This is a genomic window from Sporosarcina aquimarina, assembly GCF_019748715.1.
GTDB classification, from domain to species: domain Bacteria; phylum Bacillota; class Bacilli; order Bacillales_A; family Planococcaceae; genus Sporosarcina; species Sporosarcina newyorkensis.
In genome coordinates this window covers 51,512-74,882 of record NZ_JACLBZ010000033.1, presented here as the reverse complement: position 1 = coordinate 74,882, position 23,371 = coordinate 51,512, and the positions used below count along the sequence as shown (strand labels likewise).

Genomic DNA, 23,371 nt, shown 5'->3' with positions numbered 1-23,371 from the left:
CTCTTTAAATAAGGTACTCCCTCATTCAATATAAAGTCAGAAGAGAAAGACAGCCCCAGGAGGATTGAATAACAATGAATGTGTCACAAGATACATATGCCGAAAAAAGAAAGGGAAATAAAAAGCGATTTTTCATCTTGCTTCTCATACTGCTCATCCCTATTTTTTTTACCGGTTTTTTTGTAGGAAAATCATTTTCTGCTCCCAAAAAACCTATCGATCCCGAAGTAACAGAAGACGTGGAAGCTCCCCTCGTTCAAGAGGAGCAAAAGCCTAAAGAGGTAGAGCAATCTAAAGAAGAAACTAGTGCAGTTGAAAAGCCCACAGGAAAGGTAGTGTATCTCACTTTTGACGATGGCCCCAGCAAACTGACAGACGAATTTCTGAACGTCTTACAAGAGCATGATGTGAAAGCAACGTTTTTCATGCAAGGAAAAAATCTGAAGAAAGAATACTTACAAGAAAGTGTAAAACGCGCAGTAAAAGAAAGACATTATATCGGTGCGCATAGCATGACGCATGATTTTAAAAAATTATATAAAGAGAACCAATTTGTACCTGAGATGCGAGAAACATTAGAATTGATCCGGGATATTACTGGTGAATCCCCGCACTTAGTTCGCCCCCCTTATGGTTCGGCGCCCGGGTTGAAAAATGAACAAATTCGCCAACAACTTGTTGATGCTGAAATAAAAGTGTGGGATTGGACAATTGATTCTCAAGACTGGAAATTAAAAGACAACCCAAATCAAATAATAGAAAATATTAAACTTGGTACAAAGGATGAAAAAGAAATTGTCTTGATGCATGAAAAGACTCAAACTTTGGCTGCACTTCCTGAAGTTATTAAATTTTATAAAGAACAAGGATACCAATTTGCTATTTACGATGAGTCTGATCATTTCGTTCTCAACTTTCTGAATGACATACGGCTGTAAATCTTTTAAGAGTTTTTTTGTCCGACTTAACTATTGGATTATAATTTCTCTTGATTTCTCCTCAATTAAGACTAAACTAGAAAAAGGTCTTTCTATGAGGAGCAAAAAGACATGAAAACAATGATTCAAACGACATTACAACGTTATTGGAACCCCTATGTAGTCCTATTGATTGCCGGGATTCTCAGTGCTTTATATTTTGGTCTGACTTCAACTGTTTGGGCAGTGACCGGTGAATTCACTCGGTTGGGGGGAGATCTCCTGAAACTTTTTGGAGTGGATATTTCCGGCTGGCAGTATTTCGACATGGTGCACTTGAAAGGAACAACGTGGAGCCGCCCCGATGGTTGGATTGTCTGGGGAATGTTCATTGGCGCTCTAATCATGGTGTTATTAAGTAATAGTTTTAAAATTCGCCTCCCACAACAGAAGCGCCGCTACGTTCAAGGACTTGTCGGGGGTATTATTGCGGGATTCGGAGCGCGTTTGGCACTCGGCTGCAACTTGGCTGCATTCTTTACAGGTGTCCCTCAGTTTTCCTTTCACTCCTGGATTTTTATTGTCGCAACAGGAGTCGGAACCTTTTTCGGGGCAAAGTTAACTAAAATGCGCTGGTGGAAAGGCCGTCCTTCCCTAACCCGTGGTGCCGCGAAACCTTCTACAGTCAAAAAGCGTGTCATCCAGCCTTATGTTGGCGGTACAATTGCAGTCCTTTACATTGGTCTGGTAACTTACTTCTTCGCCACTGGGCAAAAATTGCTAGGCTTAGGTGCACTATTCGGACTCGCTTTTGGTATTCTTATAGAACGCGGGCAAATTTGCTTCACTTCAGCTTTCCGCGATTTATTTCTAGTTGGACGCAGCATTATGGCAAAAGCAATTATCATCGGAATGGCTGTCAGCTCTGTACTAACTGTCATTGTGATTTCTGTATACGACTTGACGCCAATCACTCAAATCGCTGCCCTTAGCACGTTTGTTGGCGGTGTGTTATTCGGTCTCGGTATTGTGATGGCCTCTGGCTGTGAAACCGGTATGATGTACAGGTTGATGGAAGGTCAGGTTCTTTTCCTGCCCGTCTTTGCCGGCAATATTATCGGTGCAACCTTCCTTGCCTATGCATGGGATCATCTTGGTGTGTATGATGTATTGGTTAAAAGCGGTGCCAAGATCAACCTGTTGGATTCAATCGGTCCGATCGGTGCTATTGCCGCAACGCTTGTTATGCTAGGTTTACTGTATACCTTAACGATCTACTGGGAAAAACGCTATCACCACAAGCTAACTATAAAAAGAGGAGCGGAAATACATGCAAAATGACAAAGAAGCCGATTTCACACTCGACCTACGCGGAGAATCTTGCCCTTACCCAGTCATCTATACGCTGGAGGCACTGGAGGGAATGAACAAAGGTGAGCTTTTACAAGTCATCACCGATTGCCCAGGTTCTTTCCGGAATGTTCCGGAAGAAGCATTGGCGCACGGATATACCTTTGCTCAGGATCCCATTAAAAATGGACAAGAATATCTATTTTATATTTACGCATGAGAAAAGGCAGTGTCCCCGGAGGACACTGCCTTTTCTTTTTTAACGTAGGGCTGTCCTGGTAACGAATTCTCGGAACAGCCCTTTTCATTTAATCTCTTACTTTACCAATCGGTGTCACCGCTTACAACGGTACTGGCTCACCCATTGCTTTTTGATAAAGCAAATCATTTGTTCATGACTACCATTTCCTTTTCCCGTGTCTCATCCACTTTTGCTAAGATGGCCGGTTCTTTCTTCGTCTCTTCCACTTCTGCTAAGATGGCCAGTTCTTTCTTCATCTCTTCCGGCTTTTCCGGTTTAGTAAGTTCCGCCTTCTCCTTCGCTTCTCTCCCAGAAATGATTGCAGCTTCTTCTCTTAACCCGATAAATGTAGAGTAGCACATGAAAAGCATCAAGACTGCGATTGGAATGGCTGTGGCAACGAGAGCCGATTGCAGCCCTGCTAAGCCGCCTGTCATGATTAATACGACAGAGATAGCTGCAATGATCACTCCCCATACGATCTTCGTCAGATGTGATGGATTCGGATTGCCATTTTCACTGATCATACCAAGTACAAATACTGCAGAGTTTGCGGAAGTGATAAAGAAAACAATGACTAGCACCATGGCTAAAATACTCAAAAATACGCTCATCGGCAGATATTCGAAAAATTTAAACAGTGCCGAAGTGACGTCGGATTCCACCGCAGTTGCTAGTGCTGTTGCGCCCGCATTCTGGATGAACGTAATCGCCGAGCCGCCCATGACCGAAAACCAAGTGAAAGATCCCAATACTGGGATGAAAATCGCACCAAACATGAATTGCTTTATCGTTCTGCCTTTCGAAATCCTGGCTACAAAGCTGCCGACCAACGGAGCCCATGCGATCCACCAGCCGAAATAGAACAACGTCCAACTTGAAATCCACGAACCGTCTCCATATGGCTCCGTACGGAAAGACATGCCGATGAAGTTCTGCGCATAATCACCTATTCCTTGGAAGAGGATTTTCAAAACCATCTGTGTCGGACCAAAGAAAAACACCAACCCCAATAAAGCGAACGCCAGGAACATATTCAGGTTTGATAGATGCTTCATCGCCCCTTGAAGACCCGAGACTGTCGATGCCACATAAATAATGCTGACGACTATGATGATGATAGCTTGTGTGGAAATGCCGATCGGCACGTTCCAGAGATAATTCATGCCGCTATTGACTTGCAATGTCCCGAAGCCGAGCGAAGTCGCAATCCCAATGACAATGGACAGGATGACGATGACGTCGATGCTCTTTCCGAAAGTTCCTCGAATTTTATCGCCGATCAACGGGTAAAAGACAGAACTCAAAGAGGCGGGAAGCTTTTTCCGGAACTGGAAAAACGCTAATGATACGCCGACCACTGCATAGCAGGCCCATGCCGAAACACCCCAATGCAGGAAAACGAATTGCATTGCTGTCTTTGCAGATTCTTCCGAATAACCCGTTCCAAATGGAGGGCTTATGTAGTAGGAAACCGGTTCTGCAACTCCCCAGAAGACAAGGCTGATTCCTATGGAAGCACTAAATAGCATACCGATCCAAGTGGCCGTCCTATATTCTGGTCGGTCGTCATCATCTCCCAACCGGATATGACCGAATTTGGATATCCCGATATAAATACAAAAAGCAAAAAAAATGAAAACGCTTCCCAAAATGAACCAACCTAGATTATTATAGATGAAACTAAGTGAGGAATTGGAGAAGTGCTCTAGCTGCTTCGGTGCAAATATACCGATACTTATTAAAACTAAGCTAACAGCCAATGAAGAATAAAACACAGTTTTTTTATCTCTCATATTACCGCTCCTATTTCAAAGACCCACTTGTGTGGATGTGCCGAGAATCCCCACACACAGCCAAACGAGCGGGCATTTGTTATATTTTAATCGGTGTTATTTGCATAACACCGATTAAATTGAATTTAAGCTTTTACTGACTGCAAGTTTCCTATGATGTCTGCAATCCGGTCGCCAACTTCGGAAGTAGAGGCGCTGCCTTTCATATCAGGCGTGAGAACTTCATCCTCCACCAATAATTGCTCGATGGCGTCTACTACCTTTTTGCCGTATGCTTCATAACCAAAATGATCAAGCATTTGACTTGCAGACCAGATTGTCGCTAAAGGATTACCAATTCCTCTTCCTGCAATATCCGGCGCTGAACCGTGTACCGGTTCAAACATCGAAGGGAATGTGCCTTCCGGATTGATATTCGCGCCGGCAGCCAAACCGATTCCCCCTGCAATCGCCGCACCGACATCCGTTAAGATATCGCCGAATAAATTCGAAGTCACCACTACTTCAAATCGTTTCGGATCTGTAATCATCAGCATAGCCGCAGCGTCCACTAAATAAGAAGCTGTTTTCACTTCCGGATAATCTGCACTCACTTCCTCGAATACCTGATCCCAGAAGACCATCGAATAATTCAGGGCATTTGCTTTACTGATACTTGTCAGGCTGCGGCCTTGTTTTTTAGCCGTCTCAAACGCATAGCGAATGATTCGTTCTGTACCTTTGCGGGAGAATACACCATTTTGCAGAACCACTTCATGCTCCTGACCTTTAAACAGCCAGTCTCCCGCCCCCGAATATTCACCTTCCGTATTTTCCCGGATAAACAGCATATCAATATCTTTGCGCTCCACATTTTGCAGCGGGCAATGCGCGCCGTCCAATAATGTCACCGGACGGATATTGACGTACTGATCGAAACTCTTGCGGATGATCAGCAGCAGATCCCATAAAGAAATATGATCCGGAACGCCCGGGAATCCGACAGCTCCCAAGTAAATGGCGTCGAATTTCTTCAACTGTTCGATTCCGTCTTCCGCCATCATGCGTCCGGTCTGCGTATAGTACTCACAGCCCCAGGGGAAGTATGTGAAATCGAATGCGAAACCGCCGTCCAGTTCCGCAACCTTTTTCAACACTTTAATCCCCTCATCAATGACTTCCGGTCCGATGCCGTCTCCGGCGATAACTGCTATTTTATAAGTTTTCATTCTGCATCCATCACTTTCATCATTGATTCCAGACAACGAGTTTCATTTCTGTCATCTCTTCAATGGCATATTTTAGTCCCTCGCGCCCTGTTCCGCTTTCCTTGACACCGCCATAAGGCATTTGATCCACCCGGTATGTGGGTACGTCGTTGATGATGACACCGCCTACTTCCAAGTTTTTCGAAGCATATAAAGCATGCTGTACATTATTTGTATAAATACCGGCTTGCAGACCGAAACGAGAGTCATTGACCAGCTCAACTGCCACCTCTACTGAATCGACTTTATTAACAACAACGATCGGCGCAAATACTTCCTGGCAAGAAACTTTCAGCGCATGATCGGCATTGACGATGATCGTCGGCGCAAGAACTCCATTTTGTGCATAACCGCCGGCAAGAATTTCTGCATCACTTTTCTTTGTTTCCTCAATCCAGTCAAGTGTACGTTCCAATTCTTTTTTTGAAATCAAAGAAGAGATGTACGTATCCTCCGCTAACGGATCGCCTAGCTTCAATTGCTTTGCTGCGGCCGCAAATTTAGATGTAAATTCTTCATAAAGATCTTGATGAACGTAAATACGTTGCGTTGAGATACATACTTGACCTTGATTTGAGAAAGCCCCCATAACACAACGATCGATAATCGAATCAATGTCAATATCCTTATCAATAATCAAAGCGGAGTTGGATCCCAATTCTAGAGTCGTTTTCTTCAATCCTGCTTTATTGCTGATACCAATGCCGACACTCGGGCTCCCCGTAAAGGTGATCAATTTTATGCGTTCATCTTTGACGAGAACATCACCAATCACACTACCTGGTCCAGTAATAACATTCAACACGCCCGCAGGTAGACCCGCATCTTTGAACACTTCCGCAATGAAAAGTGCAGACAATGGAGTTTGCGAAGCCGGCTTCAGAACGATTGAGTTTCCTGCAGCAATTGCCGGTCCTACTTTATGGGCTACCAAGTTCATCGGGAAATTAAAAGGTGTAATGGCGCCGACCACACCGATTGGTTCACGCAGCGTATATCCGATCCGCCCAATACCACCGGAAGCGGCATCAAAAGGAATTGTCTCACCATGAATACGCTTTGCTTCTTCCGCAGCGAACTTATAAGTATCGATTGTTCTTGAAACCTCGCCTCTTGAAAACATGATTGGCTTGGATGATTCATTTGAAATAATAGTTGCTGCTTCCTCTGCTCTTTCCGTAAGGATTCTTGCAGCGTTTTCTAAGATCTCTGCCCGTTGGAATGCGGGCATATTGCCAATCACCTTTCGTGCATTGTACGCAGCTTCAATCGCTTTTTCCGTCAATGCCTGATCCGCCATGGCGATATCGGCGATTTTTTCATCAGAATAAGGAGAGAAAAGAGATACATAGGTTGGTGCTTCCACGTATTCTCCATTAATCATTAGTTGTTTAGCAGTTGATTTATCAAGTAATTTATTCATTGAGCGCCTCCAGAACCATTTCATGAAATTGTACGATTGCTTGTTCAGATTGAGAGTAGCGGCCTTTTTCAAACGCACGTGATTTGAAGCCGAGTTGCTCTAGCTCAACCAATTCGATATCTTCGAAGCGAACTTGCTCCGCGAATGTCATCAGGTCTTTCTCTTCTTGCGTTAGTTTTTCAAGGCTATCTTCGCTGAAATAGTATGTGTAAACGATTTCAGTATTTTCATGATCGATCGGTACCAATTGAATTGTTGCCATGTTAGCTGGCCCCGGATAAATTGTAAGCATTAAGTTCGGCCACAACCAGAAAAACGATCCGCCTTGCATTTCTGCCTCATCCAGATTCACTTCCCCGTATTGCTTGTCGGGTTTCACCATGGAACCTTGAATCGAATAATTCTCACACGTGATGATTTGATAATCATCCATATCAAGTGTATCAATGAAGCTTGGGTGTGCCACGTGGCAATGGTCACATTCTAGATAGTTTTCAATAAATGCTTTCCAGTTCGCTTTGATATGACGAGACTTGCGGTGAGTAAATTGTAAATTTTTCAGAAACTCAAATTTCCCCAGTCGATCGAAGAAGTCACCATAAGACTCAGCCAACGGTTTTGCATTATCATCCAAATTAACGAAAATCAAAGATTCAATAACTTCCATTCGGACGGAACGCAGGCAAGCATCTTGTACACAAGCAGCATCCTCTTCACTGCGGAAATTCGGTGCTTTGTTTAAGGCGCCATCTGTTTTGAATGTCCAACCATGATACGAGCATTGTAAAATCTTCTTTTTGCCTGAATCACTTTTCTCAAGTTTTGTCGCTCTGTGCGGACATACATTATAAAACGCGCGAAGAACTTCATCTGTTCCTCGGATTATGATAATTGGGTCATCGCCGATCTCAGCAGTAAAAAATGCACCTTTCTTTTCCACTTGGCTCACATGGCCGACCAGTTGCCAGCTTTTTGCGAAAATGAGTTCCTTTTCTTTCTCTAATACACTCGGATCTGTGAATAAATTATAAGGCATAGTTTTCTCAAACTTTCTATCTGTTGCATTCTGTACTTTATTATAAGCCATTTTTCATTCTCCTTTAGGTTTCTATTTTATTTTTTCAGTTTAATTAACTAGCTTCTACTTTCTGACAAGAAAACGGTGTGTCGGACATTTTGATAGAGTTCGTCGGACATCCTTCAAATGCATCTTCCAGATCCTCGATCAAATCCTCAGGGACTTCAGTAGTCCCTTCATTGTCATCTAGCAGCGCATAGGCAAAACCATCAGCTGTGTAATCAAATAAATCAGGTGCAACAGGGTTACACGCTCCGCAAGCGATGCACGTGCTTCGCTCCACCATCGTAAATTGAGCCATATCTCCGCCTCCTACTTTTAATAATCAGTTCGCCCCGACTTTCACTTTCTTCGAAGCTTCTTCTTTATCTCCCATGACACTCGTGCTGTGCAGCGGCTGCATTTTCGCTGTTGGATCTATAAATACTTTGGCACTGCTGACTGCAACCGGTGCCTCTCCAAAACCTGAAGCAATCAGTTTCACTTTGCCTTCATATGTGCAAATATCTCCAACTGCGTAAATTCCTTCGATATTCGTTTCCATTTTCGTGTTCACTACAACAGAGTTTTTTTCTATTTCAAGACTCCAGTCTTTAATGGGTCCGAGAGAAGAGACAAAACCGTAATTGACCAGTACATCATCAACCTCCAGCTCTAAAAGCTCTTCTGTTTTTGAATGTTTGAGGAGCACTTTTTCAATTTTCTCTTCACCTAACAATTCAACCGGAACGTATGGAGTCAACCGCTCTACTTTCGATTGCTTCAAAAGTTCCACGCTATGCTCATGGGCCCGGAATTTGTCGCGGCGATGAATGATTGATGCTTTTTCAGCAATTGGTTCAAGCATGAGTGCCCAATCCACTGCTGAATCTCCGCCGCCGAATAATGCGACCTTTTTTCCTTCGAACTGATTCATATTTTGAACAAAATAATGAATATTTTTTTCTTGAAACTTCTCTTCGCTTTCGATCTCCATTTTGCGTGCTTGGAAGGCTCCATTTCCAGCAGTTATAATAATCGTTCGAGAATAGTGGATTTCTTTATTCGTAGTTAATTTGAATACGCCATCTGCTTCTTTCTCAACTTGCATCACCGTTTCTCCTAAACAGACAGTAGTTTCAAATTGATTCATCTGTTCTATCAGATTGTTTACTAGCTCTTGGGCTCTAACCTTAGGGAATCCCGCAATGTCATAGATATACTTTTCGGGATAAAGAGCGGCAAGCTGACCTCCAAGTTGGGGTAAGCTTTCAATGATCTTAACGGACGTTTGGCGAAGTCCCGCGTAAAATGCTGTGAATAAGCCGACCGGACCGCCGCCAATAATTGTGATGTCGGAAATTTCAGCTGTTCTATTCATGTTGTACCTCCTTGTAGCCATTCATTTGGATAGTGTGATATGTTACGAGGCAACTAGGGATTACCCTTGTTTTTTTCCACGTTACTAAATACTATTGCAAGTATTGTGCCAACTTTTAAAATTGGCATAGTAATAAGTTTTCTATCGTATTTTTTAAAAAACACTGATACAATTGAGTCAAAATCCGCTCAAAAGAATAGCGTTTTTTCCAAAACTGACTCACAAAATGTTTAGGAAGGTGACACCGTATGGCCGATAATACAGAACAACCGAAAATGAATTTATCTCTGGAATCACTACTGAGAATACTGGATTACTCATCAGATGAAATCTTTGTATTGGACAAGGATACAAGGATTGTCTATGTCAATCGGATCTGTGAGAAGCATTATGGAGTTAGGAAAGATGATGTAGTAGGAAGATATAATGACGATTTTTTTAACGAAGGCTACTGGACGCCTTCCGCTGTTCCGCCCGTGCTGGAGAAAAAAGAGCCCGTATCGATTCGGCAGCAAACAAATATCGGCGCTGAGCTGCTGACCAGGGGTTTCCCTATATTGAATGATCAAAATGAGATTGAATATATGGTGTTCACTGCAACTGAAATCAAGGATTTTACACGTCTAACAAAGACGGAGGAAAAACATTTACAGGATAATGTAAAATCAGAATTCACAAATTCCGTTATCACGAACAATCAAAAAGTACGTAAAATCTTAAGTTTTTGTGAAAAAGTCGCTCCTACAGACTCGACTGTATTGGTTCACGGCCAGTCCGGTACCGGCAAAGGCGTTATTGCCTATCATCTGCATAAATTGAGTAAAAGAAAAGACGGTCCTTTTTTAAATGTGAATTGTGCAGCAATTCCAGAGGAATTGCTGGAATCGGAGCTGTTCGGATATACAGCGGGATCGTTCACAGGAGCTAATAAGGAAGGTAAAATTGGTTTGTTCGAGGCAGCTGATAATGGGACGATATTTTTGGATGAAATCGGAGAATTGGCCTTGCCTTTGCAAGCAAAAGTGCTTCAAGTCATTCAGGATAAGAAGTTTATACCGGTCGGAAGCAATGTGAGTAAAACGGTTAATGTCCGCATTATTGCCGCAACAAATCAAGATCTACTCAAAATGGTCGAAAACAAAACTTTCCGAGAAGATTTATATTACCGGCTCAACGTTATCGATATCCATATGCCGCCCTTGCACGAACGAAAAGAAGATATCGTACCGTTAGCATACAGTTTTTTAAGTAAGTTCAATGAAAAATACAATTCAAACAAAATAATTTCTGAAGAGTGTTTAACAGTACTCTTCCATTATTCATGGCCAGGTAATGTACGCCAGCTAGAAAATCTGATGGAACGACTGGTAATTACAAGCGAAGCAGTCATCGAAGTGGAAGATCTGCCAGAAGTGATTCTAGAGAAGATCAAAGATATCCCTGAATTGGTCTACTCAAATTCATTAGAAAAAGCATTGGATAACGTGGCGGGAACGATGGTCAGAAGATCCTATCAGAAATTTGGATCTTCCAGAGGAGTAGCAACAGATCTTCAAATTAGCCAGTCCAAAGCCTCGCGACTAATTCGTGAATATTGTCAGGGTGAAGAGTGACTATAAAGAATTGAAGCGTTAAGAATCCTAAGCGTGTTTCCCGATTGAAGGCACTCTATGTACAATTAACATATGAATAAAAAAGCTGTTCATAGAAAGTCATATTTTAATGACTTCCCTGAACAGCTCCTTCTTAACTTCTATCAAAACTCGTAACTGCGCTTACTTCGCGAGCACAACATCATTGCATCATATCTTCAATAAGCTCAACAGGTACATAGGTCTTCCAACGTTCAAGCAAATCAGGTGCTACGTCAAATTGACGAAGTGATTTGTTGTAGCCATACGCCTTTTCACCTCGGGTAATCGTGTAAGAACGAGCATCTTTGGATATGATAGCCCCTTTGCCCGTGGACTCGACCTTATATCCAAGTTCCACAGCAAGTGCCCGAAGCGGTACCATCTTCACCCCATTTACCATGTGGTGGTCGGCAGCAATCATTTCCTCGATAACAGAATTCTTTTCGGAATCTGAATCATCTGCATTGCCGTCAAGAACCACTACTTTTTCTGGTGTAGTCTGGGCAGGGATGCTTCTAGTGGTCATCGTATAGAAAACCAGCAAATCCTTTTCTGGTAGATCAGCGGCAGTTACTTCTTTGCCTGAAACACTAGAAAGAACCGTCTTTTCATCCACATTTAATTTCAATGATAGATGTTTACTTAACAAGTCTTCATCAAATGCCTCAACCGCTACGAAACCTGTCTTTTCCGTTTCCACAATAACAACATCGGGACTGTACTGTGGCGGATAAATCATAATCATCGGTTTGTCTGCATTCGTGTACGCAACAATCTTATCCCCTTTTTTTAATTCTACCTGTTTGCCGGTGTTATCGAAGACTAGCGTTTCTTTCATAACAGCCAAGACATTCGTCTCTTCACCATCTTTAATTGAATAAAGAGTTGACTGCTCTCCCACCTCAACACTTTCAATCGTCCCTTCAACTTGTACAAATGACGGTTTTACTTGCATCTCTTCTGAATTGCCTCCCTCATTCGCAAAAACTGCAGCGGGTGTAAGTGCTCCACCTACAAGCAGTGCAGACATCGCGAATGGCACAGCTTTCTTCATCTTCATAAAAAACCAACTCCTTTTATGTTTTCATAAGAGTAGTCGTATGAGAATGGATAAAGTTACAAGAATAAAAGTCTTGTAGCTGATCCTAATTTATATTACGAATAAAAACAAGTTCTCAACCGACGTAGAACGGTTTGAGAACTTGTTATAAAGACATCTGTTGGAACTGCCGCCCACGACTTTTGAGAATAGACCCGCTGCGTGCATTGACTCCATTACACCCCCGAGAAAATTAACTATTTACGGCGGTTTGTTGCACAGGTGCTTCCTTTATACTGGTAACAATCACACTGTTAATGGCATTCATGTAAGCCAATGCGCTCGCTTTTAGTATATCTGTATCTGCTGCTTTTGCGATATATGTTTCCCCTTCATGTTCAATCGTAATTTTCACTTTACCCAGTGCGTCTTTCCCTCGCGAAACACTGCTGATATCGTACTCCACCAACTTGACGTTAATTTTCGTTATATCGGCTATCGCGGAATAAAGAGCGTCAATTGGGCCAGAACCGACTGCACTGGACATGAAGACTTTTCCGCCTTTACGAATCTTCACGCTTGCAGAAGGAAAACTTGAATTGCTGACGACTTGTAAGTCTTCATATTCAAAGAAATGGTCGCTGTAATTGGTCACATTCGCCTTTTCATGCTGTTCATAATAATTTTCGACGATTACATATAGATCATGATCATACACTTCTTTCTTCGCATCAGCCAATGCTAGGAAACCTTCGAAAATCCCTTCAAAATCCTTTGGCGCCAACTGGGCAAATCCAAGATTTTCAAGTGCATTTTTCACAGCATGTCGTCCGGACCGCGCTGTTAAAATCAGCTCCATATCATCTAGGCCAACATCTTCGGGATGAACGATCTCATAGGCGTCTCTTGATTTCAGTAAACCGTCCTGATGAATACCAGAAGAATGAGCAAAGGCATTGTCTCCTGTAATCGCTTTGTTCACTTGCACATCCAATCCCATAAAGCTGGATACTAGACGCGATGTATTGATAATTTCTTTTGTGTTAATACGTGTATTTACGTTATAGACAGCATTCCTTGTTTTTAGTGCCATGACCACTTCTTCCAACGCTGCATTGCCAGCGCGCTCGCCAATTCCATTAATCGTACACTCTACTTTATCCGCGCCGTTTTTGACAGCTGCCAAAGTATTGGCCGTTGCCATACCTAAGTCATTATGGCAGTGAACGCTCAGTAAAACGTTAGGATTCAAATTTTTCATTCGATCATTCAATTTGTAAATCATTGCACCGAATTCCTCAGGTTCAGCAAAGCCCACCGTGTCGGGCACGTTAATCATGGTAGCCCCCGCCTTCATGACAGCTTCGATGGTTTTCCATAAATATTCAAACTCGGAGCGTGAAGCATCCTCCGTTGAATATTGTACTTCCGGCAATAGGCTTTTTGCGTATTTTACTGCATCCACGCCAATTTGCAGGATTTGATCTTTGGATTTATTGAATTTCTTCTCCACGTGGATGTCAGACGTACCAAGCACCATATGAATCATAGGGTTTTCAGCATATTTTACCGCGTTGTAAACCGAATCGATATCTGCTTGAACTGCACGCGCCAATGCGGTAATCATTATATCACTTGTGTTACCTACTTTCTGGGCGACTGCTTGGACCGCGTCAAAATCACCTTGAGAGGATGCAGGAAATCCAGCTTCAATAATATCGACACCTAATTTCTTGAGCTGCTGTGCGATCTCTACCTTTTCATAAAGATTCAGTTTAGCTCCCGGCACCTGCTCGCCATCACGTAACGTTGTATCAAATACCCAAATTTTTCTACTCATTTCTCTGCACTCCTTTTTTAGTAAAATTAAAAAAACCCCGCCTCTATATCGAAATATAGAGACGAGGTTATACTCGCGGTACCACTCTAATTGACCTGTCATATAGACAAATCCACTTATCAACAGCTATCACTGTCTATCCCGATAACGGAGGAAACCGACATCCCTTACTATTAAACGTTCAGGGAGTGACTCCTGGATGAGTTCAAAATGTGCGCCTGCTGATTTTCACCTACCATCAGCTCTCTAAAAAGACACAAACACTTCTACTAGTTCCATTCTTGGTCTGCAATGTGTTATTGAAAGCAATGATACGACGGATATTTCAGATTGTCAACAGTTTTCTGATAACTATTTTAAAAGTATTTATTCGTTCAACCAATTTCAGCTCCTCGCACCAATAAAAAAACCACCCGCACTTGACGGATGGTAAGAGTTTGCAAATAAATGCTGTATTAGTAACTCCGGTGAAAACTTGTTACATTTTTAAATTACGCGTGAACAGTCAGTTCGAGTAAACGATTAGCAGAAGCTTTTACTTCTTCCATGCCTGAAGCAATGATTTCTCCCGCTTTATCAGGCATTGCGTTGTGGCCTTCTATAATCACTTCATCAATGATTTGCATACCGAAGACACCACCGACGACATTGCGCATATAGTTAACAGCCATCTCCATTGGAGCCGCTTCAGGAGCTGAGTAAATACCGCCACGAGCGTTTAGGAAGATTGCCTTTTTCTCTGTCATTAAGCTGACCAGGTTACCTTCAGCATCGTATTTAAATGTAAAACCAGCAGCATATACATAATCGATGAATGTCTGTAATTTAGCCGGGATTGTTAGATTCCAAAGTGGGAATGCAAACACAATTACGTCAGCAGCTGAGACTGCATCCATTGCCTTTTGTTTTGCAGCTAAAAGGCGTGATTCAATTTTTGTTAATTCTCCACCGTTTTGCACTTTACCGAAAGCATTAAAGATTTCTTGTCCAAAATAAGGCGTGTCTTCTTCAAAAACGTCGTAAGTTATAACGTTGACGTCTTTACCCTCTAATTCAGCCATAAATGTTTCGTACATTTTACTTGAAACCGCTTCTGTAGCAGGACGATTGTTTGCTTTTACTACTAAAATGTTCATACTCAAAACTCTCCCCTTGTATCTATTTCTCTTGCTGTATATCTTTATTATAATTTGGTAACCACTTTTACATAAGTACGCACTTAAAAGTGGCATAGTATCAAAAAGTATACTACTAATAATAAAGTTATTTTTTTACGATGTCACTCAATTAATCTTGGACTTTTTGCATTTTACGTAATGTATGTGCAGTACCCCATTCATGCATCGCCGTTAAAATAGGTTCTAAACTCTTTCCATAGTCCGTCATGGAATACTCTACCTTCGGCGGCACTTGGGGGTAGACTTTTCGACTGATAATATCCTCTTCCTCCAGTTCACGAAGCTGAGTGGTTAACATTTTCTGTGTGATTCCTGGCACCCTTCTTTTTAGCTCACTGAATCTATGCGTACCTTCATGCAGTAGAACCAATAATATGATCGGCTTCCACTTTCCTACCAGGATGCCAAGCGCATCTTCTACTCGACATAGCTCCGGTTGCACTGCCATCTATTATCACCTTCTAGTAGTATCATTTTATACACTACATGACTTGTAATCATGTACTTCCAATAATATATCCAACAACTCATATTAACATTATAGAAATGGTTTTGAAAGGGTTGATAAACTTGGAAATGTATTATATTTACCCACTGTTGCTGTTTGACTACTGGTATTCATCTTTTCAAGAGCGAATATCATGTAACTAGCTACGTACAAGGCAAAAACCATTGCCCTACCGAACAAAAAGTAAGGGGTTTCTCTTTCAGTACGCATCCCTGACTGAAGGGAAAATCCCAAAGAGTACGCCAGGTGGATGGATTAGCTGTTTCCTTTAGAGTACTTCAAAATAATCCCGAAGCAAATAAGAGGTCCATTTACACTGGGTGTGATTTCGGATATTTTCAAGTAAACCTTTTACAATCGCAGGGCTTAACGCTGGTTCGATTAACTGTTGCTTGAGGAGGATTAATGACTCTTTTTCAATAGATTCTTCAATTTCATTTATATTTTGTTCAATGAGTTCAAGGATTTGATCCTTCGTTGCTTCTTTTCCCTTTGATTGGTGAAGCAGTTGAACCAGCTCAGTTGAAATGAACGGGATTGTAATATTTCTTGCCAGTACATTTGTTTTTTCCACAAGCGACCGGGCTAGTAAATCTAAATCCAGCGGTAAATTGTGAAATAAAAATAACTCTGCATATGTTTTCATAAAGCCTTTAACACAGTACATTACGTCATGCTTTGTCTGATGGATCTCATCACCATATAGCCTTTCAACCATCGATAAAATTATTTTATCCATTGCTTGGTCGTAGATATGGCTCTTTTGAAGAAATTCCTCATTAAATGATCGTATTTGTTCTTTAATAAGAATCTTGGCAAAATCAGCGTGTTTACTAAAGGAATTGAAAATAGTGTAATAAAATTTATATAAAAGGTCTTCTTTATTCTTTGTGTTTTTGACCACATAGTCAATATCCGAGGTGAACTGCATCATAAAGTAATCAATCAATGCCAAAATCAATTCGTCTTTAGATTTAAACGTTAGATAGAATGCACCTTTTGAAATACCACATTCATCGGTTATTTGTTGCACTGATGTTGCTTCAAAGCCTTTTTCTGCAAATAATTCTATTGCTTTCTCCATAATCAGCTGTTTTTTTGTCATGAGTATCTGATCGCTCCTAAGGTTTTTCGTTGACATGTGACTTATTAGTCATTAGTATAGGAAATTGAATGAGGTTAGTCAAATAAGGGAAGGTGTAAGAGTGAAAGGTTTAGTCAATTTCGTCCTAAAGAATAAATTAGCAGTTTGGTTGCTAACAATCATCATTGTTGCATCGGGTATCTATTCAGGTACAAAGATGAAAACAGAGACACTTCCGGATATATCAATTCCATTTTTAATGGTTATGGATGTCTATCCAGGAGCCACCCCTGAGCAAGTAATGGAAGAAATTTCCATGCCATTAGAAAAAGCAGTCGAAAATCTCGAGCATGTGAAATCCGTTTATTCAAATTCTTATTCGAATGTATCCAATATTCAAGTAGAATACGAGTACGGCATAGACATGGATGAGGCGAAACGCGCATTAGACGCTGCATTAGATGAAGTGTCCTTGCCGGAAGAAGCCGAAAAACCAACGATTACAGCACTTAGCATGAATATGATGCCAGTCGTTGCATTAAGTGTAAGTAGTACGACTGAAGATATTGTGGATCTAACATCTACTGTTGAAGATATTTTACTTCCAAAGATCAACAAAATCGATGGCGTGGCATCTGCAACGATTACAGGCCAACATATTGAAGAAGTACAACTTACGTACGATGATAAAAAGATGGCAGAACTGGATATTACGCCAGATACAGTGAAAGAAATGATCCAAGCGAGTGACTTGGCGGTGTCATTAGGTCTTTATGAATTTGATGAAGGTGAGCAGGCTGTTGCGGTAGACGGCAAGTTCATGACAGCAACTGAATTAAAGGGTATGCTGATTCCTGTAACACCATCCGAAAGTAATCCATCACCTTTTGTGAAGCTTGGTGACATTGCGACAATTGAAGTTGTCGGTAAAGTAGAATCCGTTTCAAGAACAAATGGCGAAGATGCCATTGCCATTCAAATTCTGAAAGGGCAACAAGCCAACACGGTGGATGTTGTCAATGCCGTAAAAAAATTAATCAAAGAAGAAGAGAAGTCAATTGACGGTCTTGTCGTCGACGTATCACTCGATCAAGGAGAGCCAATTGAAAAATCTGTTTCAACAATGATTGAGAAGGCGTTATTTGGTGGAGCAATTGCAATATTAATCATCCTGCTCTTCCTACGCGATTTTAAATCAACGATTATTTCAATTGTATCTATTCCGGTATCAATTTTCATGGCTTTACTGCTATTAAATTGGATGGATATTACGTTAAATATTATGACGCTCGGCGCAATTACCGTGGCGATCGGTCGGGTAATTGATGACTCAATTGTCGTCGTGGAAAATATATATCGGCGCTTGCATTTGAAAACAGAGAAGTTATCAGGACGCGCACTTGTACGTGAAGCGACGATTGAAATGTTCAAACCAATTATGTCCTCAACTCTTGTAACAGTTGCGGTATTTGCACCACTTATTTTTGTAGGTGGGATGGTTGGTGAGTTGTTCATGCCATTCGCATTAACGATGACATTTGCACTCGGTGCCTCGTTAATTGTTGCCATTACAATTGTTCCTGCGTTATCTCATTTCCTATTTAGGAAAAAGCTATATGGTGAGAAAACAGAAAGTAACCATAAGGAAGCTGGAAAACTAGCCAATTGGTATAAAGGCATCCTTAGCTGGACGCTAAATCATAAAGTCATCACTTCTATCATCTCAATTGTATTGTTAGCTGGAAGTGTGGCGTTGACACCATTAATTGGGTTTAGCTTTATGGGTAGTGAAGAAGAGAAAACGATGTACCTAACGTATACACCCGAGACAGGCGAGTTAATGGAAGATACGTTGGCGAATATTGAAGTTGTAGAACAAGAGTTATTAAAGCGTGACGATATTGATATTGTCCAGTTATCTGTCACGGATGCGGGAGACCCAATGTCTGCAATGATGGGCGGAGGTTCGAATGGTGCACTAATGTTCCTCATCTTTGATCCAGACATGAAGAACTTCCCTGAAGCTCGCTCAGAAATCGAAGACTATGTATTCGACATTGGCCAAACTGGAGAGTGGAAGAGCCAAGATTTCACTTCGATGGGCGCGTCTACAAATGAAGTCAGCTACACTTTCTACAGTGAAAATTTAGACAAACTAAATGAAGCCGTAAAAATGGTAGAAGACGTTATGAATGATAACAACCGTTTAGAAGATGTTTCTTCAAGTGTAAAAGACGCGTACGTTGAGTACAAACTCAAGGTAGAGCAAGATGAATTGCTTCAGTACGGGCTAACGACAGGGCAAATTGTCATGATGTTAAACCCAACAAGAACTCAAGATGTCTTAACGACAATTGAAAAAGAAGGCAATTCATTAAAAGTGATTGTACAACAGGAAGAGGCTGTTCAACCAAAATCGATTGATGATTTATTAGAAACAGAAGTATCAACGGCACTTGGTACAACAATGAAACTTTCAGAACTTGTAGAAGTTGAGCAAGGAACAACGCTCAATGAACTTGCCCGAAGCCAAGGGGAATACTACGCAACAGTTTCAGGAAAAATTCTGGATGATGATATTTCAAAAGCTACATCAGAAGTCGATAAGGCAATTGATAAATTAGATTTACCGAAAGGTGTAACAGTCGATGTAGCAGGTGTTGCTGCAGATATGACAGAAACGTTTACACAACTAATTGTGGCGATGCTAGCGGCTATTGCCATCGTGTACTTCATCTTGGTTGTTACATTCCGTGAAGGGGTTGCACCGTTTGCCATTCTCTTCTCGTTACCATTTGCAGTAATTGGTTCATTTGTCGGTTTATTAATTGCTGGCGAAACCATCTCTATCTCTGTCATGATGGGGCTATTGATGTTAATTGGTATCGTTGTAACGAACGCGATCGTCCTGGTGGACCGGATTATCCGTATGGAACGTACTGGCATGAAAATGCGCGAAGCAGTTCTTGAAGCGGGCGCAACGCGTCTACGTCCAATTTTAATGACCGCAATCGCTACAATCGGTGCGCTCATTCCGTTGGCAATTGGATCCGGCGGTGGCGGCGGTTTGATATCCAAAGGACTTGGGATCACAGTAATCGGTGGGTTAATCAGTTCAACTTTGTTAACATTAATTGTTGTGCCAATCGTTTATGAGATATTATCTAAGCTCTTCAAGAAAAACCGTATGGAAATAGAAGAAGACTAACTGAAAAGCCCTACAAGGAGTTGTACTTCCTTGTAGGGCTTTTTCAACAAAATGCCTGTTACCATATCACAGTAGGAGTAGCTTAATTGCTGCGAAACAAATTATCCCTTTGTACCAAAAAAACACCGGTACCTGTACGCAATAAGACAGTAGTTGATGTGACAAGTTCATTCAACAGGCAAGCCCCAAAATTAGCAACTTCGACCTGTAAATCTACCTGATGATTCAATTGTTGAACTTGTTCATGCAAGCGTTGGAGCGGTTTAAGCGATTCCATTCTCTCTTTGTAAAGAATGACATCGATATCACTCTCTTCCGTACAAGCATGAATTCCTGTTGCCATCGTAAAACCTACACTTCCTCCAATTCCCCAACGGATACCCCGACATAATTGTCTGAGATGTACAATTGTCTGTTCATGACTTTTTGGTATTTGTCCAAAAGCCGCCTGTTCTGGTGTTATTACTTTTTGTATATTATTTAAAGGTGTCAGGGCAGCAAATCGCTTGGTGCGTTCATTTCCCCTGAATCCAATGGGGACAACATTTTCGAGTGTTTTCATACGTCGGACAACCGCTATGTTTTTTGCCGTTTTTTCTGTTAACACCCATTCAGGCATAGATTCGCTGCTTTCGATCGCAAGGTCAGATTCCAAATATACGATGTCGTGCACTTTTACTTCCATTGTGAATTTATAGCATTCCGTACAGCAATTGAAGCTTTGCGACCTTTCTCAATTGCTTCTGGAGATTGAAGACGGATACGCAATGAACGGTCAGTGGTTTGCAATATATCATTAGTAGCTGATTGAATGGATTCCTTTACCTGCTGCAATTGCTCATTGGACGGTAGATCGGCATTAATGCCTTGAAGCAATTCATGAATCGCACCTAGCGATTTAAAAGAATGAACATCATATGCCATAGATGGAACAGTTTTTGCAAACTCTTCTAATTCTTCAACCGTGCGCATCGTCACTAAAGCAGCAGACTTTTTCGACATGACATGTACTTGAACTTGATCATCATCAAATGCAAGGATACGATTACCTTGCATACCATGTGATAGAAATGCTCCGGAAATTGCTTTGCCTACAACCAACGTTACGATAGGGTGACCCTGCTGACGGGCAGTGGCATATGCCTCTACACTAGCAGAACATGCTAAATAAATACCGAATAGTTCTTCATGGTAACCAAATGCTTGCCCCGGTACATCGACTATTGGTACGATAACTCTTTTTTCCTTAGAACCAGCATCTTCTTCAACGGCTTCGCGCACATACTTTGCGACTGTCCAAGCTTCCACTAATCCAAATTCACCATGTCTTGCTCGATAAAATTTATTTCCTTCGTCCGGAACGACAGCAATATATCGAAACTTTTTTCCATCCTGCTCTTTATCAGCAACCAATACTGTTGGTGCCTGTGAAATAGATGGCGCATGATCCGTAAGAACGTTGAACCAAGTACGTCCTCGACTTGCTGTTTTTCCATTGCTCGTGTCATACTTTATTTCATTAACCTTGGTACGATTTTGCAATAGAGTTCTGGATACTGAAGGATCTATTTTTCCATCTAAAGAAAGTTCATGCAACATACTTAAGAATTCTTCATACTGCAACGTCCGATTGGCGAATGTCGGGTTACTCCATACAGATTCAATTGCTTCTATATAGTTGGGTACATCGTCCTCCACAACCCGATCCACCAATCCACTCTTCAAGCGACCTTTACCGCCAATCATTTCCCAAATGAATTGTTTATTTTTTGAATTCAGCTCTTGAATTCCCGCTTCTTGCTCCACCACTTCAGGTCCATTCATTCCTAATCGTCCTTCTCTTGTCATCACAAGGGCAGAACATAATCCTGCAGTCAGAGACATGCCGCCAAATGAACCAATTTTACCTGGAATAATGCCAACCACTGGAACGTACTCTTTCAAAGCCACTATAGCAGAGCTGATTTCAGCTATAGATAACAATCCATAGTTTGCTTCTTGCAGCCGAACTCCGCCTGTGTCATAAATGATAACCGGATAAATTAAGTTACCATTTTGGCAGTCCTCAAGCGCCTTTTCCAATGCTCCTGCAAATTTAGCACCTGAGACTTCACCGATCCCTCCCCCCTGAAAATTACCCTCAATTGAAATAATTAATGTAGGTCTTCCGTGAATTGTCCCTTTCATGATAACCATGCCGTCATCACTCTGAGGTACTATGTTCTGTGCTTCCAAGTGCGGGGATTCAAATCGATCAAACGGTCCTAACAATTCTCTTGCCGACCCTTCATCCAATATGGCTTGCGCTCGTTCTCTCGCTTTGCTTTCTACAAGACTAACAGGCAATGTACTAACCATTCATACTCACCTCCGCAGCTTGAGCTAACCGAATTGAAACTACACCGGGAGTAGCTCCGAAATCATTAATTGTTATAGAAGCAAGAATTTGTTGTTGGGCCATAAAACGTTCGATTACTCTTTTCCAAGTATCCGAATAACCTGTAATTCCAGTACGAATTTCAACAACCGTTTCTTCGCCTTTGGTTGGTTCCAGCAAAATTTCCAAATCACCTGACCCTACGACTCCAACATGTGTCTTACGTTGAATGGGTCGATTTGCCGGAAATGTATAAGTCAACTTCTCCATATCGCACACTCCTTTGATTTTTCGAGATCCAATTTGAAATAAAAAATGTTGCTGCCAATAAATCCGCCGAACCGCCAGGCGAGATCCATCGCTTTATAAACTCATCGTCTAGACGAAACAGTGCTTCATCGGAGAAGTTTTGAATTGCTTTACCAGCTTCCTTCTGCGCATAGTCTAATGCTTCCAATCCTCCCCTGTGAGCTAAGCAAGTATCGTTCAAATTCGATACCAGTGCCAGCAAGGTCAGCAGTTTCGCCACTGTGGATGTACGCGTTTCACGCATCTTCTTATAAGTAGGATAGCTAAAGTTCTTAATATGCGGAAAGCCTGATTGAGCTTCCTCCCTTGCGCCGGGCATTCCATACTTTTTCTTCACGTTTCCCCCATTCGTTTGTTGAACGGGAATCAACCGATCCGTTAGTTTAGCAAGCTCCGCAGCATCATCTAGTACTTGCGGAAATGAAATGTCCCCTTTTCGACGGGCTATCGCAGTACACAGCAATCCGATTGACCAAATAGCCCCTTTATGTGTGTTGACTCCATTTGTAACCGCATACATCCTCTTTTCACCTATACGCCCAATTGCACCAAATTGCTCACGCAAAAGGACTGTCGGCGATTTATCATAATGAAGATCAGCCATCTTATAAAATGTATCGTGCAAACAGATTGCAGATTCTCGCATCACTGGAATATTCAAGTCTAGATGTGAGCCATTATTACGCATATCAACCAGACCTGGTTTAGGTGTTAACTCTACCTCTTCAAGCAGTGCTGCCACAGCTTCATCCGCTATTTCCTTACATTTCTTTTGGCGCACT

At 41.7% G+C, this 23,371-nt stretch carries 19 protein-coding genes, 1 pseudogene and 1 other annotated feature; of the genes and pseudogenes, 5 read left to right on the top strand and 15 right to left on the bottom strand.

All coding sequences use genetic code 11. The features are described 5' to 3' along the window. Nucleotides 1–317: 317 nt before the first annotated feature. From H7J92_RS14850 to yedF, 3 genes and pseudogenes are all read left to right on the top strand, one after another. Nucleotides 318–938 (top strand): annotated as a pseudogene (locus tag H7J92_RS14850) (polysaccharide deacetylase family protein); the annotation flags it as partial. Between the two features lie 111 nt (nt 939–1,049). Further along, on the top strand, nt 1,050–2,258 hold the full coding sequence (gene yedE / locus H7J92_RS14845) for a selenium metabolism membrane protein YedE/FdhT (protein ID WP_078817635.1): 1,209 nt from the start codon (nt 1,050–1,052) through the stop codon (nt 2,256–2,258). Further along, the gene (yedF, locus tag H7J92_RS14840; RefSeq protein ID WP_009766610.1) at nt 2,248–2,487 is read left to right on the top strand and encodes a sulfurtransferase-like selenium metabolism protein YedF; all 240 of its coding nucleotides are present in this window, start codon (nt 2,248–2,250) and stop codon (nt 2,485–2,487) included. The genes yedE and yedF overlap by 11 nt, the downstream gene beginning before the upstream one ends. 164 nt (nt 2,488–2,651) lie before the next feature. On the opposite strand, the gene H7J92_RS14835 is transcribed toward yedF, so the two are convergent. The 6 genes from H7J92_RS14835 to H7J92_RS14810 all read right to left on the bottom strand — a co-directional run bounded on the left by H7J92_RS14835 (nt 2,652) and on the right by H7J92_RS14810 (nt 9,412). Then, entirely contained in the window at nt 2,652–4,304 is a 1,653-nt protein-coding gene (locus H7J92_RS14835; RefSeq protein ID WP_221837683.1) for a BCCT family transporter, read from the bottom strand. A 125-nt stretch (nt 4,305–4,429) separates the two neighbouring features. Continuing rightward, on the bottom strand, nt 4,430–5,512 hold the full coding sequence (locus tag H7J92_RS14830; RefSeq protein WP_009766612.1) for a tartrate dehydrogenase: 1,083 nt from the start codon (nt 5,510–5,512) through the stop codon (nt 4,430–4,432). Nucleotides 5,513–5,531: 19 nt separating this feature from the next. Then, nucleotides 5,532–6,974, bottom strand: coding sequence for an aldehyde dehydrogenase family protein (locus H7J92_RS14825; RefSeq protein WP_009766613.1), 1,443 nt, complete (start codon nt 6,972–6,974; stop codon nt 5,532–5,534). Further along, entirely contained in the window at nt 6,967–8,061 is a 1,095-nt protein-coding gene (locus tag H7J92_RS14820; RefSeq protein ID WP_009766614.1) for an aromatic ring-hydroxylating oxygenase subunit alpha, read from the bottom strand. The genes H7J92_RS14825 and H7J92_RS14820 overlap by 8 nt, the downstream gene beginning before the upstream one ends. A gap of 43 nt (nt 8,062–8,104) precedes the next feature. Beyond that, nucleotides 8,105–8,353 (bottom strand): ferredoxin, encoded by a 249-nt coding sequence (locus H7J92_RS14815; protein WP_078817639.1) that lies wholly within the window; start codon nt 8,351–8,353, stop codon nt 8,105–8,107. 24 nt (nt 8,354–8,377) lie between these two features. Beyond that, on the bottom strand, nt 8,378–9,412 hold the full coding sequence (locus tag H7J92_RS14810) for an NAD(P)/FAD-dependent oxidoreductase (protein ID WP_221837680.1): 1,035 nt from the start codon (nt 9,410–9,412) through the stop codon (nt 8,378–8,380). A gap of 248 nt (nt 9,413–9,660) precedes the next feature. On the opposite strand from H7J92_RS14810, the gene H7J92_RS14805 reads away from it, so the two are divergent. Then, nucleotides 9,661–11,025: a sigma-54 interaction domain-containing protein gene (locus H7J92_RS14805; protein ID WP_009766618.1), complete on the top strand. Its 1,365-nt coding sequence runs from the start codon at nt 9,661–9,663 to the stop codon at nt 11,023–11,025. Nucleotides 11,026–11,206: 181 nt separating this feature from the next. On the opposite strand, the gene H7J92_RS14800 is transcribed toward H7J92_RS14805, so the two are convergent. From H7J92_RS14800 to H7J92_RS14780, 5 genes are all read right to left on the bottom strand, one after another. Next, the gene (locus H7J92_RS14800; RefSeq protein WP_221837678.1) at nt 11,207–12,106 is read right to left on the bottom strand and encodes a stalk domain-containing protein; all 900 of its coding nucleotides are present in this window, start codon (nt 12,104–12,106) and stop codon (nt 11,207–11,209) included. A gap of 232 nt (nt 12,107–12,338) precedes the next feature. After that, the gene (locus tag H7J92_RS14795) at nt 12,339–13,925 is read right to left on the bottom strand and encodes a 2-isopropylmalate synthase (protein ID WP_221837677.1); all 1,587 of its coding nucleotides are present in this window, start codon (nt 13,923–13,925) and stop codon (nt 12,339–12,341) included. A 54-nt stretch (nt 13,926–13,979) separates the two neighbouring features. Beyond that, nucleotides 13,980–14,217, bottom strand: a binding site (T-box leader). 199 nt (nt 14,218–14,416) lie between these two features. After that, a complete protein-coding gene (locus H7J92_RS14790) occupies nt 14,417–15,061 on the bottom strand; it encodes an FMN-dependent NADH-azoreductase (RefSeq protein ID WP_040758692.1) in 645 nt (214 codons plus the stop codon). Between the two features lie 151 nt (nt 15,062–15,212). Continuing rightward, nucleotides 15,213–15,551, bottom strand: a complete 339-nt coding sequence (locus tag H7J92_RS14785) for a winged helix-turn-helix transcriptional regulator (protein ID WP_009766622.1) — start codon at nt 15,549–15,551, stop codon at nt 15,213–15,215. Nucleotides 15,552–15,879: 328 nt separating this feature from the next. After that, nucleotides 15,880–16,716, bottom strand: coding sequence for a TetR/AcrR family transcriptional regulator (locus H7J92_RS14780; RefSeq protein WP_078817645.1), 837 nt, complete (start codon nt 16,714–16,716; stop codon nt 15,880–15,882). A 100-nt stretch (nt 16,717–16,816) separates the two neighbouring features. Between H7J92_RS14780 and H7J92_RS14775 the strand changes: the two genes are divergently transcribed. After that, the gene (locus H7J92_RS14775) at nt 16,817–19,903 is read left to right on the top strand and encodes an efflux RND transporter permease subunit (RefSeq protein ID WP_221837675.1); all 3,087 of its coding nucleotides are present in this window, start codon (nt 16,817–16,819) and stop codon (nt 19,901–19,903) included. An 82-nt stretch (nt 19,904–19,985) separates the two neighbouring features. Here H7J92_RS14775 and H7J92_RS14770 read toward each other — a convergent pair whose 3' ends face one another. The 4 genes from H7J92_RS14770 to H7J92_RS14755 are packed head-to-tail and all read right to left on the bottom strand — an operon-like array spanning nt 19,986 to nt 23,370. Beyond that, on the bottom strand, nt 19,986–20,576 hold the full coding sequence (locus H7J92_RS14770) for a malonate decarboxylase holo-ACP synthase (RefSeq protein WP_221837673.1): 591 nt from the start codon (nt 20,574–20,576) through the stop codon (nt 19,986–19,988). Between the two features lie 2 nt (nt 20,577–20,578). Further along, nucleotides 20,579–22,261 (bottom strand): biotin-independent malonate decarboxylase subunit beta, encoded by a 1,683-nt coding sequence (locus H7J92_RS14765; protein WP_221837671.1) that lies wholly within the window; start codon nt 22,259–22,261, stop codon nt 20,579–20,581. Continuing rightward, nucleotides 22,254–22,550 carry a malonate decarboxylase subunit delta gene (locus H7J92_RS14760; protein ID WP_078817649.1) on the bottom strand — a complete coding sequence of 99 codons (297 nt, stop codon included), beginning with the start codon at nt 22,548–22,550 and terminating at the stop codon, nt 22,254–22,256. Before H7J92_RS14760 ends, H7J92_RS14765 begins: the two co-directional genes overlap by 8 nt. Beyond that, entirely contained in the window at nt 22,501–23,370 is an 870-nt protein-coding gene (locus H7J92_RS14755) for a triphosphoribosyl-dephospho-CoA synthase (protein WP_343228094.1), read from the bottom strand. The genes H7J92_RS14760 and H7J92_RS14755 overlap by 50 nt, the downstream gene beginning before the upstream one ends. Between the last annotated feature and the right edge of the window lies 1 nt (nt 23,371).